This window comes from Azotobacter chroococcum (genome assembly GCF_002220155.1).
GTDB classification, from domain to species: domain Bacteria; phylum Pseudomonadota; class Gammaproteobacteria; order Pseudomonadales; family Pseudomonadaceae; genus Azotobacter; species Azotobacter chroococcum.
In genome coordinates this window covers 1,307,168-1,320,406 of sequence record NZ_CP011835.1, presented here as the reverse complement: position 1 = coordinate 1,320,406, position 13,239 = coordinate 1,307,168, and the positions used below count along the sequence as shown (strand labels likewise).

Genomic DNA, 13,239 nt, shown 5'->3' with positions numbered 1-13,239 from the left:
CGCGCTCAGATCACGCTGGGCTCGACTTCCAGAGAGACGCCAAAACGCCTTTCGATGTCTTCACGAATACGCCGGGCCAGTGCCAGCACCTGCTTGCCCGTGGCCCGCCCATGGTTGACCAGCACCAGCGCCTGCAAGCGATGTACGCCGGCATCGCCGTCGCGATACCCTTTCCAGCCGGCCCGCTCGAGCAGCCAGCCGGCTGCCAGCTTCACCGTGCCATTGCCCTGCGGATAGGCAATCAGATCCGGATATTCGACGCGCAGGCGCTCGGCCTGTTCGGCGGAGACCAGCGGATTCTTGAAGAAGCTGCCGGCATTGCCCAGCACGGCGGGGTCGGGCAGCCTTTCCCGGCGGATGGAGCAGATCGCCCGGCTGACGTCCAGAGGCGTCGGCGATACCACGCCCTGCTCTGCCAGCCACTGGCGCACCGGACCGTAGTCCAGATGCAACTGCGGCGTGCGCTGCAACGCGAAACGCACACGCAGGATCAGCCAGCGCCCGGCCTGACGCTTGAACAGGCTATCGCGGTAGCCGAAGGCACACTCCTCGCGACTGAACTCGCACCGCTCACCGCTCTGCCGGTCGAGGGCGACCAGACTGGCAAACACATCCTTGATCTCCACGCCGTAGGCTCCGATGTTCTGCATCGGCGCGGCGCCCACGGTACCGGGGATCAGACTGAGGTTCTCCAAGCCTGCCAGCCCCAGCGCCAACGTATGCTGCACGAAGGGATGCCAGGGCTCGCCCGCCTCTGCCTCGATCAGCACCTGCTCGCCGTCATCGGCCAGCACTCGCACGCCACGGCTGGCCATGCGCAGCACCAGCGCCTCGACATCGCGGGTCAGCAGCAGGTTGCTGCCGCCGCCCAGCACCAGCAGCGGCAGGCCGCGCGCGGCGGCCAATGCCAGCGCCTCACGCACCTCGGCTTCATCATGGGCCTCGGCGAACAGGCGCGCCCGCGCCTCGAGAGCGAAGGTGTTGAATGGCTTGAGGGAAAGGTTTTCCTGTACCTGCAGGCTCACAGGCGCCTCCGGATCTCGGCGAGCAGTTCGTCACTGGCGCGCTCGAGCAGATCGAGCACCCGCTCGAAGCCCTCTTCGCCACCGTAATAGGGATCCGGTACCTCATCCTCCTCCAGCGCGTAGCGGCGCAGGTAAAGGTCCAGCTCGGCCTGGGAATTTCCCGGGCGCATGGCCTGCAAATCCTGCAGGTTAGCGCAGTCCATGGCGAGGATCAGGTCGAAGCGGGAGAAGTCCTCCCGACAGACCTGGCGGGCGCGCAGGGCATCCAGATCGTAGCCACGCAGGCGGGCCGCCTGGCGGGTACGGATATCCGGCGCCTTGCCCACATGCCAGTCACCGGTACCGGCCGAGTCGATGCGAATACGCTCTTCCAGCCCGGCTGCACGCACCCGGTCGCGGAACACCCCCTCGGCAGTGGGCGAGCGGCAGATATTGCCGAGACAGACGAACAGGATGCGCATCAGGCCCCCAGCAGGCGCCGCACGCGCTCCAGGTCTTCCGGGGTGTCCACGCCGGCCGGCGGCGCCTCCAGGGCGTCGGCCACATGGATGCGCACGCCATGCCAGAGCGCACGCAGCTGCTCCAGGCTTTCGACGTTTTCCAGCCAGCATGGGCCCCAGGCGACGAAATCGCGGAGAAAACCCGCACGATAGGCATAGATGCCGATGTGCCGGCGGTAGGGCACGCCGGCCGGCAGCTGTTCGCGGCTGACGGCGAAGGCGTCCCGTGCCCAGGGCAGCGGCGCGCGGCTGAAGGTCAGGGCCAGGCCGTGGACGTCGCTGGCGACCTTCACCACGTTGGGATTGAACAGGGCCTCGGTGCTGTCGATCGGCTCGGCCAGGGTGGCGATGGCTGCCTCTGGATGGGCCGCCAGGTTTTCCGCCACCTGATCGATGATTGCCGGTGGAATCAGCGGCTCATCGCCCTGCACGTTGACCACGATGGCATCGTCGGCCAGCCCGAGCCGGTCGGCCACCTCGGCCAGCCGGTCGGTCCCGGAGTTGTGCTCGACGCGGGTCAGCAGCACCTCGGCGCCGAAGGCCTGGCAGGCTGCCTCGATGCGCGCATCGTCGGTGGCCACCACCACCCGCTCTGCCCCGCTGCACCGGGCCTGCTCCCAGACCTGCCGGATCATCGGCTTGCCGGCGATGTCCTGCAGTGGCTTGCCCGGCAGACGGCTGGAGGCGTAGCGGGCAGGAATCACCACGGTGAAGGCGCTGCTCATTTATCCAGGCGCTCGTCGACGTTGAGGGTACGAGCCTCGCTTTCCAGCATCACCGGGATGCCGTCGCGCACCGGGAAGGCCAAGGCATCGGCCTTGCAGATCAGCTCGGACTTGTCGTCGGCCAGCTTCAGCGGCCCCTTGCAGATCGGGCAGGCGAGAATGTCGAGTAGTTTCGGGTCCATGGTGAAATCCTGGGAGGGCAATGGAAAGCTGATGGCGCGCGCCCGGCAGGAGCCGAACGCTCAGCGCGATGCCAGCAGACGGTCGAGGGCCGCGTCGAACCAGTCGACGAAGGCCGGCGAAGGCACGGCATCGACGGCCAGATACCAGCAGTCGGCCGGGGCGAAAGCCCGGCATTTCACCGCATCCTTTTCCGTCATCACCACCGGCAGCACCGGAGAGAAACGGAGCTGTTCGGCGCGGTAGCGGGCGTGGTCGGCGAAGGCGTGCGGAATCGGACGCCAGTGTAGCGCCTCGAGCGTGGCGAAGAAACGCCGGGGATTGCCGATGCCGGCCAGGGCATGCACGACCGTTCCGGGCAGGAAGTGGCCCAGCGGCCGGCGCTCGCCCGTGCCCAGATGCACCAGGGCGCTGGGCTGGAGACGGAAGGCGTAGCCGCCCGGCGGATCCTCGCCGGCACCGTTGTGGAGCAGCGCATCCACGCTGGCCAGCCGCTCGGCTGGCTCGCGCAGGGGCCCTGCCGGCAGGCAGCGGCCATTGCCGAGGCCGCGGGCGGCATCGATCAGGACCAGCTCCAGATCGCGGGCCAGCCGGTAGTGCTGCAGGCCGTCGTCGCAGAGGATGAGGTCGAGAGGCTGCGCCTCGAGCAGCGCCCGCACGGCCCGCGGGCGATCCGGATCGATCGCCAGCGGCACCCCCGTGCGCTGGACGATCAGCAATGGCTCATCACCGGCCTGCTCGGCCGACTGATCAGCGGTGACCCGCCAGGGCAGGTGCGGCGGTTTGGCGCCATAACCGCGACTGACCACCCCGACCCGCAGGCCGCGGCGTCGGCAGGCCTCGATCAGCCAGAGAATCAGCGGAGTCTTGCCGGTGCCGCCGACGGTGATGTTGCCGACCACCACGACCGGCACCGGCGCCCGGTAGATGTCGCCCTCGCCGCGCAGAAAGCGCTCGCGGCGACGCCGCACCACGCAACGGAACAACGCCTCCAGCGGGCGCAGCAGGACCAGGGCGGGATGGCCACGGTACCAGGCCTCGAGCAGACGGTCGGCGCCGGCCATCAGGGCGCTGCCTGGGCCTCGACCGTGGTGATGCGCAGGCGGGCGAAGCCGAGCTTGCCGGCGGCATCCATGGCGGTGATGACTGCCTGATGGGGAGTCTTGCCGTCGGCACTGATGACCAGCGGCAGGCTGTTGTCGCCGCCCGACTCCTTCTGCAGGGCCCGCATCAGGCTGTCCAGGTCGCTGCTGATCAGCGCCTGGCCGTTCAGCGAGTAGCTGCCGCCGGCATCGATCAGCACCTCCAGCTGCTTCGGCTCGACCGTCTCGGGCGGCGTGCCGTTGACTGCCTCGGGCAGGTCGACCTTGAGCTGGGTCTCGCGGGTGAAGGTCGTGGTGACCACGAAGAACAGCAGCAGGATGAACACGACATCGATCAGCGAGGCCAGATTGATCTCGACATTCTCCCGCGGTTTGCGCCGGAACTTCACGCCTTGCCCCCGTTGAGATCGACTTCGCGATCCCCCTGCAGCACCTCCACCAGCTTGATCGCCTCCTGCTCCATGCCGACCACCAGCTCGTCGATGCGCCGCTGCAGGTAGCGATGGAAAAACAGCGCGGGAATCGCCACGAACAGACCGGCAGCGGTGGTGATCAGCGCCGTGGAGATACCGCCGGCGAGCTGCGAGGCATTGGCCATGCCGGAGCCCATGAAACTGCTGAAGATCTCGATCATGCCCAGTACAGTACCGAGCAGGCCCAGCAGCGGCGCGATGCCGGCGATGGTGCCAAGAGCGTTGAGGTAGCGCTCCAGCTCATGAATGACCCGGGCAGCTGCCTCCTCGATGCATTCCTTCATGACCTCCCGGCCATGCTTGGAATTGGCCAGGCCCGCCGCGAGAATCTGTCCCAGCGGCGACTCCGCACGCAGCTCCTTGAGCTTGTCGCTGTTCAGCTGCTTGTCCTGGATCCAGCGCCAGACCTGCCCGAGCAGGTGCGGCGGGGTCACCCGGCTCGGCCGCAAGGTCCAAAGACGCTCGGCAATGATGGCGAGGGCAACGACGGAACAGAGCACGATCGGCAGCATCATCCAGCCGCCCGCTTTGACAAGCTCCCACACGGTGGCAAATCCCCTTGAAAAAAGTGCCGCAACTCTAGCACAGGCGTACCCGCTCGCCGACGGCCGCCGTTCTCATTTTTCCCGCCAGAAGCGGGGCTCTTCGCGCAGCCCCTGCGCCCTGCCCCAGTCCCCCAGGCGGAACTGCAGGGCGCCCTGACGGGCGGTATCGTAGATCGCCGCCGGCAGGTTTCGATAGCGTGCGATGGCCTCCGGATGCGGGTGGCCGAAGGCGTTGTTCCAGCTGCGGGAGATCAGCACGGCGCGCGGCGCCAGGGCCTCGAGCAGCGCTCGCGAGGACGAGCTGCGACTGCCATGGTGCGGCGCCAGCAGCCAGTCGGCGCGCCACTCCGGATGGCTGTCGAGCAGCGCCCGCTCGGCCGCGGCATCGATATCGCCGGTCAGCAGCAGACGCTCGCCGCCGGCCTCCACCAGCAGCACGCAGGACGCCTGATTGCCGTCCTGCGCAGCGCCCCAGCGCCAGGTGGAGAAACGCACGCCATCCCATTGCCATTCCCGGCCGGCGCAAGGCTGGGCGGCGAGCGCCGCCGGCAGCGCCCGTGCCTCGCCGGCGATGACCTCGCCCAGCGGCAGGCCGCGCTGCACGGCCAGGGCACCCCCGGCGTGGTCGCCGTCGGCATGGCTGAGCAGCAGACCGTCCAGGCGGGTCACGCCAAGACTGCGCAGCGAAGGCAGGACTACCCGCTCGCCCAGGTCGAAACCGCCGAAGCGCGGCCCCGCGTCATAGAGCAGGGCATGCCCGCGGGTGCGCAGGAGCACGGCGAGCCCCTGACCGACATCCAGCACCCAGACATCGGCCCGGCCGGGCGGAATCCGCACCCCGGGTGGAAATGCCAGGGGCAGCAGCAGCGCCAGCCCCAGGGCGCGCAGCGGCACCCCGGCCGGCAACAGGATCAGCACGCTCCCGAGCGTCGCCAGCAGCCAGGCCCAGAACGGCACATCATGGGGCAGCCAGGCCGGCACGGCGCCGGCGATCTCGCCGAGCAGCCAGAACAGCGCCGCCAGCAAGGCGCCGGCCATCCAGAGCAGGCCCTCGCCCAGCACCGGCAGGGGCAGCAACAGGGTTCCGAGCAAGGCCAGCGGGACCACCGCGAAACCGACCCAGGGCACCGCAATCAGATTGGCCAGCGGGCCGCTGAGACTGATCGGCAATCCCAGGACCAGCAGCAGCGGCAACAGCCCCAGCGCGCTGGTCCACTGGGCCCGCCACAGGGTCTGTCGCCACGACCAGACGCCCAGCCGACCGCCAAAGGCCAGGGCGAGAATCGCCACCGCGCCGAACGACAGCCAGAACCCCGGCTGCAGGCTGGCCAGCGGCTCGAGCAGCAGCACCCCGACCAGCGCCAGCAGCAGGGGCAGCCAGAACCCCAGGTGGCGAAAGCGCAGGCGCCAGAGCAGTACCACGGCGACCATGACGCAGGCCCGCTGCACCGGCACCCCGAAACCGGCCAGCCAGCCGTAGCCCAAGGCCGCGACCAGGGCCAGCGCGCACGCCCAGGGCAGCCAGGGCAGGCGCCGCGGCCACAGGCCGTGACGCGCCAGCAGGGCGACCAGTCCGTAGACCAGGCCGGCGAGCAGGGCGACATGCTGACCGGAAATCACCATCAGATGCACGGTGCCGGTGTCCTGCAGAAGGTGCCAGTCCGCCGCGCTCAGCCCCGAGGCATCGCCCATCACCAGTGCGGCGATAGCGCCTTCACGGCCATGGGCATCGACCTGCTGCAGGCGCTGGCGCAGGCCGTCGCGCCAGCCGTCGGCCGTGCCTGGTGATCCAAGACGCTCCCCGGCCTTCACCGTACCAGTGGCACCGATGCGCCGGGCCAGCAGCCAGGCCTCGGCATCGAACCCCTGCGGATTGACCAGGCCGCGCGGGCGCTTGAGGGCAACCGCCAGGCGCCAGCGCTCGCCGGCGCGGACCTCCGGCCCGGCATGCCAGGCCAGGCGCAGGCGCCGGGGCAGTTCGGCACGCCGGGACAGCGCACCCTCCAGCTGGAAGCGCAACGTGCCGTCGACCCGCTCCGGCAGGCCGACCACCTGCCCTTCCAGCCACAGGGTGCGGCTGTCGAGTTCGGCGGGCAGACGCCCCTCCAGCGCCCAGTGCGCCGACAGGCAGGCCCAGCCCAGGCCGAGCAGAAACAGCGCCGGCCGATAGCGACGCAACGCCAGGCAGCCGCACCCGCCCAGCAGCAACAGCGACCACAGCCACCAGGGCGGCAGGGCCGGGAGAAAACGCAGGACGAGCAGGCCTGCCGCGAGCGCCAACATCCCTGTGCGCAACATTCGAAACGACTCCGCAGTTCGTGCATTTCATCGGGATGATCGGCGGAATTGGCTGTCACAATACCAGCAGCAGGCCGTCATCAATCTGTGCATAATACTGGCGCTTCGAACTGCCGAGTGTCGCCATGCCCCGTCGCATCTTTAAGCGCTACATGCCGCATCCGGATAGCATCAGGGAACACAAGTCCCTGCGCTTTTTGGGCACCTTGATCCATGACGCCAACCTCTGGCACCTGAACCGCCACTCGGTATCACGAGCCATGCTCGTCGGTCTGTTCAGCGCCTTCATCCCGATCCCGATGCAGATGCTCCTCGCCGCCGGCCTGGCCATCCCGCTGCGGGCCAACCTGCCGATCTCCATCGGCCTGGTCTGGCTGACCAACCCCATCACCATGCCGCCGGTGTTCTACTGCACCTACAAGGTCGGCAGCTGGGTCCTCGACACCCCGCCGCAGGCCCTGCCCAGCGAACTGAGCATGGCCTGGATCAGCGAACGGATAGCCACCCTGTGGGAGCCGATTCTGGTCGGCTCGCTCATCACCGGGATCGTGTTTGGCATCACCGGCTACTTCGCGACCATGCTGTTCTGGCGCGGGTGGGTCCGCCACAACTGGCGGAAACGCCAGGAAAGACGGCACAATCCGCAACGCTGAAACGGCCGCGCGGCGCCGGCCCTTCACTCGTAGCGCAGGGCCTCGGCAGGCTGGATGCAGGCGGCACGCCAAGACGGATAGAGGGTGGCGAGAAAGCTCAGGATGAAGGCCGCCGTACAGACCAGCAGCACATCCAGCATCTGCAGATCGGACGGCAGATAGCTGACGAAATAGATGTCCGAACTGAGAATCTGCCGGCCGCTGACCGACTCCAGCCAGGCGATCAGTTCGCTGACGTTCAAGGCCGCGACCACCCCCAGCACGCCCCCGGCCAGGGTGCCCAGCGCGCCGATCACCGTGCCCTGAACCATGAAGATCGCCATGATCTGTCCCGGCGTGGCGCCCAGGGTGCGCAGGATGGCGATATCCGCGCCCTTGTCGGCGACCACCATGATCAGTGTGGCGACGATGTTGAACGCCGCCACCGCGACGATCAGCAGCAGCAGCAGGCCGATCATGGTCTTTTCCATCTGCATGGCGCTGAACAGGCTGCCCTGGGTCTGCGTCCAGTCGACGGCGCGATAGGCTGCGCCGAGTTCGCCGACGATCCCCGCCGCCACCTGCGGCGCCTGATACAGATCCTTCAGCGCCAGGCGCACGCTCTGCACCTGGCCGGGCTGCCAGCGCATCAGCTGCGCCGCATCGGCGACATGGATCAGCCCCAGCGAGCCGTCCAGCTCGGCGCCGACCTTGAACAGCCCGACCACGGTGAGACGCTGCATGCGCGGGGTGATGCCACCCGTGGTATCGCTCAGCTCGGGAACGATCAGGGTTAGCTTGTCGCCGACCTGCAGACCGAAGCGCCGCGCGGTGATCTCGCCGATGACCACGCCGAACTCGCCGGGCACCAGATCCGCCAGACGACCCTGCTCCATGTGTCCGGCGACGATGGAGACCTTCGGCTCCTCGTGCGGATCGATGCCCTGAACCTGGATCGGCTGCATCGCTCCCTTGTAGGACAGCATGCCCTCCAGCTCGGTGAGCGGCGCCGCAGACTGCACCTGCGGATGGTCCAGTGCCGTCCTGGCCAGGCTGCGCCAGTCGTCCAGCGGCTGCACACCGGCAATCGCGGCATGCGGCACCATACCGAGGACCCGCGCGCTCATCTCCTTCTGGAAGCCGTTCATCACCGACAGCACCACGATCATCGCCAGAACGCCGAGGGCGAGGCCGATCATCGAGGTCAGCGAAATGAAGGAGATGTAGTGGTTGCGCCGCTTGGCCCGGGTATAGCGGGCACCGATGAAAACCGCCAGGGGACGAAACATGCTCACTCCGCGACCAGTCGACCGTCTTCGAGACGCAGAACCCGGTCCATCTGCCGGGCCAGCTGGGGATCATGGGTCACCACCAGGAAGGCCGTGCGCAGGGAGGTGCTGAGCTCCAGCATCAGCTCCTGAATGCTCTGGGCGGTGTGCTGGTCGAGGTTGCCGGTCGGCTCGTCGAGCAGCACCAGGCCCGGCTGGTTGGCCAAGGCGCGGGCGATCGCCACGCGCTGGCGCTCGCCGCCGGAAAGCTCCGCCGGCTTGTGCTTGAGGCGGCGCCCCAGGCCAACCCGCTCGAGCAGCGCGGCGGCCCGCTGGCGCGCCTCGGGAATCGCCACGCGGGCGATCAGCAGGGGCATGCAAACGTTCTCCAGGGCGGTGAATTCCGGCAGCAGATGATGGAACTGGTAGACGAAGCCCAGCGCGCGGTTGCGCAGCAGGCCCCGTGCCTTCTCGTTGAGCGCCGAAAGCTCCTCGCCGGCCAGCCAAACACTGCCCTCGCTGGGCGTGTCCAGGCCACCGAGCAGATTGAGCAGGGTGCTCTTGCCGGAGCCCGAGCTACCGACGATGGCCACCCGCTCGCCCGGGTGCAACTCCAGCTCCAGGCCGGAAAGCACCACCACCGACTGCGGGCCCTCCTCGTAGCGCTTGCCCAAATTGCGGCAACTGAGAACGGCTCGATCTTTCATGGCAGGGTCACTCATAACGCAAGGCCTCCGCAGGCTGGGTGCGCGCGGCGCGCCAGGCCGGATACAGGGTGGCGAGGAAACTCAGCAGCAGGGCCGCGCCGCAGACCAGCACCACATCCTCGCCCATCAGCTGCGAAGGCAGGTAATCGATGAAATAGACGTCCGCGCTGAGGAACTTGTGGCCCAGCAGCTTTTCGAGGGCGGCGATCCAGCTGCCGATATTGAGTGCGGCGAGAATCCCCAGGACGCCGCCGATCAGGGTACCGATCACACCGATCACCGTGCCCTGGACCATGAAGGTGGCCATGATCTGCCCCGGCGTGGCACCGAGCGTGCGCAGGATAGCAATGTCGCCCTTCTTGTCGGTGACCACCATGACCAGTGTGGAAATGATGTTGAACGCCGCCACCGCGACGATCAGCAGCAGCAGCAGGCCGATCATGGTCTTTTCCATGCGGATCGCCTGATACAGGTTGCCGTGGCTGCGCGTCCAGTCGCGGGCGTAGAAGTCCTCGCCGTCCAGATTCGCGGCAATCGCCCAAGCGGTGCGTGGGGCCTGGAACAGGTCGGCGAGCTTGAGCCGCAGCCCCTGGACCTGGCCGGGCCTCCAGCGCTGCAGCCGGCCGAGGTCGTCGAGATGGGCCATGGCCACGTAGCCATCCAGCTCGCCGGCGCCGACATGGAAGATCCCCTGCACGGTGAAGCGCTTCATCCGCGGGAACATGCCGGCCGGGGTGACCGTCACCTCGGGGGCGACGAAGGTGAGCCGGTCGCCGAGGCCGACGCCCAGCTTGGCGGCCGCCTTGTCGCCGATGAGGATGCCGAACTCGCCCGGCCGCAGCGCCGCCAGGCTACCCTGGCGAAAAAAGTCGCCGATGATCGACACCCGCGGCTCAAGCGCCGGATCAATGGCGTTGATCAGCACCTTCTGCACCTGCCCGTTGTGGGTCAGGAGCCCCTGCATCTGGCTGAAGGGCGCCACCGCGACGACCTGGGGATGGGCCTGCGCCCGCGCCGCCAGGCTGCGCCAGTCATCGATCGGCACCGGACTTTCGATGGTCGCGTGGGGAACCATGCCGAGCACCCGGGTGCGCATCTCGTGATCGAAGCCATTCATCACCGAGAGCACCAGGATCATCACCAGCACGCCGAGCGCCAGTCCGGTCATCGAGGTCAGCGAAATGAAGGAGACGAAATGGTTGCGACGCTTGGCACCCGTGTAACGCATGCCGATGAAGACGGACAGCGGTCTGAACATAGCGGAGAGTCATTATCGCCGGCGAAAGAGAAGCGCCCCCTGGCGGGGCTGAGGGCCGACCCTAGCTGTTACACTCAGGACCGGCAGTTGGCCATGGGAGACGCCATGTCGACAGGAAATCGCCGCGCATACTACCGTATCGTAGTGACGGATGGCACCGGAAATTGCCCGACCGCCCCCAGGAGCCAGAGCCGGCAGGCGCCCTTTCCGCCCCCCGGCAGAGCATCGCGCAGCGAGCTGCGGGCGTGCTCCCGACAAGCTTTCGCCCCCTCAACCACGCAGAGCGGAATCGCTCCGGAAGGAACAATCGTGACCCTCATCTACGGCCATCGCGGCGCCAAGGGCGAAGCCCCGGAAAATACCCTGGTCAGCTTCCAGCGCTGCCTCGAACATGGCGTGCGACGCTGCGAACTCGATCTGCACCTGTCTCGCGACGGCGAGCTGATGGTCATCCATGATCCGACCCTGAAGCGCACCACCGGGCGCCGCGGCAAGGTCAGCGAACAGGATGCCGCCGAACTGGCGAGCATCGACGCCCGCCTGGGCGGCCCGGGCTGGATACAGCCCTGCCCCATTCCGCGCCTCGCCGAACTCTTCGAGAAGTGCAACTTCGAGCACTGGCAACTGGAAGTGAAAAGCGCCTCGCGGGTCCGCGCGGCACGCACCGTGACGGCCATCCAGGATCTGGTGGAGCGCTACGAACTGCTCGATCGGGTCACCGTGACCTCGAGCTCGCGGGAAGTCCTGCGCGCCCTGCGGCGACTGACGCCTCGTCTGTCGCGCGGCCTGGTCGCCGAATACGCCTGGCTCGATCCGGTGAAGGTCGCCAGCAACCACGGCTGCGAGCTGCTCGCCCTGAACTGGACGCTGTGCACCCCGGAACGCTTGAAAAAGGCCCGGCAGACGGGGTTGCAGGTATCGGTATGGACGGTGAACGAACCGGCGCTGATGCGCCGGCTCGCCGATTTCGAGGTGGACAGCCTGATCACAGACTTTCCCGGTTTGGCCATTGCCACCCTTGGGAAAGGCTGAAGTCGCCTCCTCCGACCGGCTCAGGCCACCGGTCGGAGCCTCTCAAAAAAGCCGGTTGAGGCCGTCGTACGCCGCCACCCGATAGGCTTCGGCCATGGTCGGGTAGTTGAAGGTGGTGTTGATGAAGTACTTGAGGGTATTCGCCTCGCCCTTCTGGTTCATGATCGCCTGGCCGATGTGGACGATCTCCGAGGCCTGATAGCCGAAGCAGTGCACGCCGAGGATTTCCAGGGTCTCGCGGTGGAAGAGAATCTTCAGCATGCCGGCCTTCTCGACGGCGATCTGCGCCCGGGCCATGCCCTTGAAGAAAGCCTTGCCGACCTCGTAGGGCACCTTCGCCTGGGTCAGCTCGCGCTCGGTCTTGCCGACCGAACTGATCTCCGGGATGGTGTAGATACCGGTCGGCACGTCGTCGACGAAGCGCCAGCTGTCGTTCTCGGTGATGCTGCCCGCGGCCGAGCGGCCCTGGTCATAGGCGGCACTGGCCAGACTCGGCCAGCCGATCACGTCGCCAGCCGCATAGATGTTGCCGACGTCGGTGCGGTAATGCTCGTCGACCTGGATCTGCCCGCGGCTGTTGGCCTTGAGGCCGATGTTCTCCAGACCCAGCTTGTCGGTGTTGCCGGTACGGCCGTTGCTCCACAGGAAGGCATCGGCCTTGATCTTCTTGCCGGACTTGAGATGCAGAATCACCCCGTTGTCCAGACCTTCGACGCGCTCGTACTCCTCGTTGTGGCGGATCAGCACGTTGTTGTTGCGCAGGTGGTAGCTGAGCGAGTCGGAGATTTCGTCATCCAGGAAGCTGAGCAGCTGGTCGCGGTTGTCGATGAGGTCGACCAGCACGCCGAGGCCGCTGAAGATGGAGGCGTACTCGCAGCCGATGACCCCCGCCCCGTAGATGATCAGCCGGCGCGGCGTGTGCCCGAGGCTGAGGATGGTGTCGCTGTCGTAGATGCGCGGATGGCTGAAATCGACATCGGCCGGACGGTAGGGGCGCGAGCCGGTGGCGATGACGAACTGCTTGGCCACCAGCTTCTCGACCATGCCGTTGAGATGGACGACCTCGATGGTGTGCTCGTCGCAGAAGCTCGCGGTCCCGAAGAAGGTATCGATGCGGTTGCGTGCATAGTAGCCGGTCCGCGAGGAAACCTGCTTGGCGATAACCTGCTCGGCGCTCTTCAGGACATCGGCGAAGGAGAACCAGCGCGGCTCGCCGATCTGGCGGAACAGCGGGTTGTTGTTGTACTGCATGATCTGCCGCACCGAGTGGCGCAGCGCCTTGGAGGGAATGGTTCCGAGGTGGGTGCAGTTGCCGCCGACCTGGGGACGGTCATCCACCACCGCCACCTTGCGCCCGGCCTTCACGGCATTCATCGCCGCCCCTTCGCCAGCGGGGCCGGTGCCGATTACCACCACATCGTAGTTATATACAGCCATACTTACTCCTGAAAACGCGGCGGGGCGCCCCCCGGCGCGGTTGACGAATTCGCTCA

General features: G+C 67.3%; 14 protein-coding genes. 2 read left to right on the top strand and 12 right to left on the bottom strand.

The annotated features are described in order from the left end of the window. Positions 1 to 5: 5 nt before the first annotated feature. The 8 genes from murB to ACG10_RS06080 form a co-directional block, all read right to left on the bottom strand. Entirely contained in the window at positions 6 to 1,025 is a 1,020-nt protein-coding gene (gene murB, locus ACG10_RS06115) for a UDP-N-acetylmuramate dehydrogenase (RefSeq protein ID WP_089167538.1), read from the bottom strand. Further along, positions 1,022 to 1,486, bottom strand: a complete 465-nt coding sequence (locus ACG10_RS06110; protein WP_089167537.1) for a low molecular weight protein-tyrosine-phosphatase — start codon at positions 1,484 to 1,486, stop codon at positions 1,022 to 1,024. Before ACG10_RS06110 ends, murB begins: the two co-directional genes overlap by 4 nt. Next, on the bottom strand, positions 1,486 to 2,250 hold the full coding sequence (gene kdsB, locus ACG10_RS06105; RefSeq protein ID WP_089167536.1) for a 3-deoxy-manno-octulosonate cytidylyltransferase: 765 nt from the start codon (positions 2,248 to 2,250) through the stop codon (positions 1,486 to 1,488). Before kdsB ends, ACG10_RS06110 begins: the two co-directional genes overlap by 1 nt. Further along, positions 2,247 to 2,432 carry a Trm112 family protein gene (locus ACG10_RS06100; protein ID WP_089167535.1) on the bottom strand — a complete coding sequence of 62 codons (186 nt, stop codon included), beginning with the start codon at positions 2,430 to 2,432 and terminating at the stop codon, positions 2,247 to 2,249. Before ACG10_RS06100 ends, kdsB begins: the two co-directional genes overlap by 4 nt. Positions 2,433 to 2,492: 60 nt before the next feature. Then, entirely contained in the window at positions 2,493 to 3,494 is a 1,002-nt protein-coding gene (lpxK, locus tag ACG10_RS06095; protein ID WP_089167534.1) for a tetraacyldisaccharide 4'-kinase, read from the bottom strand. Continuing rightward, on the bottom strand, positions 3,494 to 3,922 hold the full coding sequence (locus ACG10_RS06090; RefSeq protein ID WP_089167533.1) for an ExbD/TolR family protein: 429 nt from the start codon (positions 3,920 to 3,922) through the stop codon (positions 3,494 to 3,496). Before ACG10_RS06090 ends, lpxK begins: the two co-directional genes overlap by 1 nt. Beyond that, positions 3,919 to 4,551 (bottom strand): MotA/TolQ/ExbB proton channel family protein, encoded by a 633-nt coding sequence (locus tag ACG10_RS06085; protein WP_089167532.1) that lies wholly within the window; start codon positions 4,549 to 4,551, stop codon positions 3,919 to 3,921. The genes ACG10_RS06090 and ACG10_RS06085 overlap by 4 nt, the downstream gene beginning before the upstream one ends. A 72-nt stretch (positions 4,552 to 4,623) precedes the next feature. Next, positions 4,624 to 6,834, bottom strand: a complete 2,211-nt coding sequence (locus ACG10_RS06080; protein ID WP_089167531.1) for a DNA internalization-related competence protein ComEC/Rec2 — start codon at positions 6,832 to 6,834, stop codon at positions 4,624 to 4,626. A gap of 140 nt (positions 6,835 to 6,974) precedes the next feature. Between ACG10_RS06080 and ACG10_RS06075 the strand changes: the two genes are divergently transcribed. After that, positions 6,975 to 7,502: a DUF2062 domain-containing protein gene (locus ACG10_RS06075; RefSeq protein WP_089167530.1), complete on the top strand. Its 528-nt coding sequence runs from the start codon at positions 6,975 to 6,977 to the stop codon at positions 7,500 to 7,502. A gap of 23 nt (positions 7,503 to 7,525) precedes the next feature. Here ACG10_RS06075 and ACG10_RS06070 read toward each other — a convergent pair whose 3' ends face one another. From ACG10_RS06070 to ACG10_RS06060, 3 genes are read right to left on the bottom strand one after another with little or no spacing between them, the layout of a single operon-like run. Continuing rightward, positions 7,526 to 8,770, bottom strand: coding sequence for a lipoprotein-releasing ABC transporter permease subunit (locus tag ACG10_RS06070; RefSeq protein WP_089167529.1), 1,245 nt, complete (start codon positions 8,768 to 8,770; stop codon positions 7,526 to 7,528). Positions 8,771 to 8,772: 2 nt separating this feature from the next. Continuing rightward, the gene (gene lolD, locus ACG10_RS06065; protein ID WP_408608432.1) at positions 8,773 to 9,456 is read right to left on the bottom strand and encodes a lipoprotein-releasing ABC transporter ATP-binding protein LolD; all 684 of its coding nucleotides are present in this window, start codon (positions 9,454 to 9,456) and stop codon (positions 8,773 to 8,775) included. A 7-nt stretch (positions 9,457 to 9,463) separates the two neighbouring features. After that, on the bottom strand, positions 9,464 to 10,714 hold the full coding sequence (locus ACG10_RS06060) for a lipoprotein-releasing ABC transporter permease subunit (protein WP_089167527.1): 1,251 nt from the start codon (positions 10,712 to 10,714) through the stop codon (positions 9,464 to 9,466). Between the two features lie 309 nt (positions 10,715 to 11,023). Between ACG10_RS06060 and ACG10_RS06055 the strand changes: the two genes are divergently transcribed. After that, a complete protein-coding gene (locus ACG10_RS06055) occupies positions 11,024 to 11,746 on the top strand; it encodes a glycerophosphodiester phosphodiesterase (protein ID WP_089167526.1) in 723 nt (240 codons plus the stop codon). Between the two features lie 42 nt (positions 11,747 to 11,788). Here ACG10_RS06055 and sthA read toward each other — a convergent pair whose 3' ends face one another. After that, a complete protein-coding gene (sthA, locus tag ACG10_RS06050; RefSeq protein ID WP_039805439.1) occupies positions 11,789 to 13,183 on the bottom strand; it encodes a Si-specific NAD(P)(+) transhydrogenase in 1,395 nt (464 codons plus the stop codon). Positions 13,184 to 13,239: the final 56 nt, after the last annotated feature.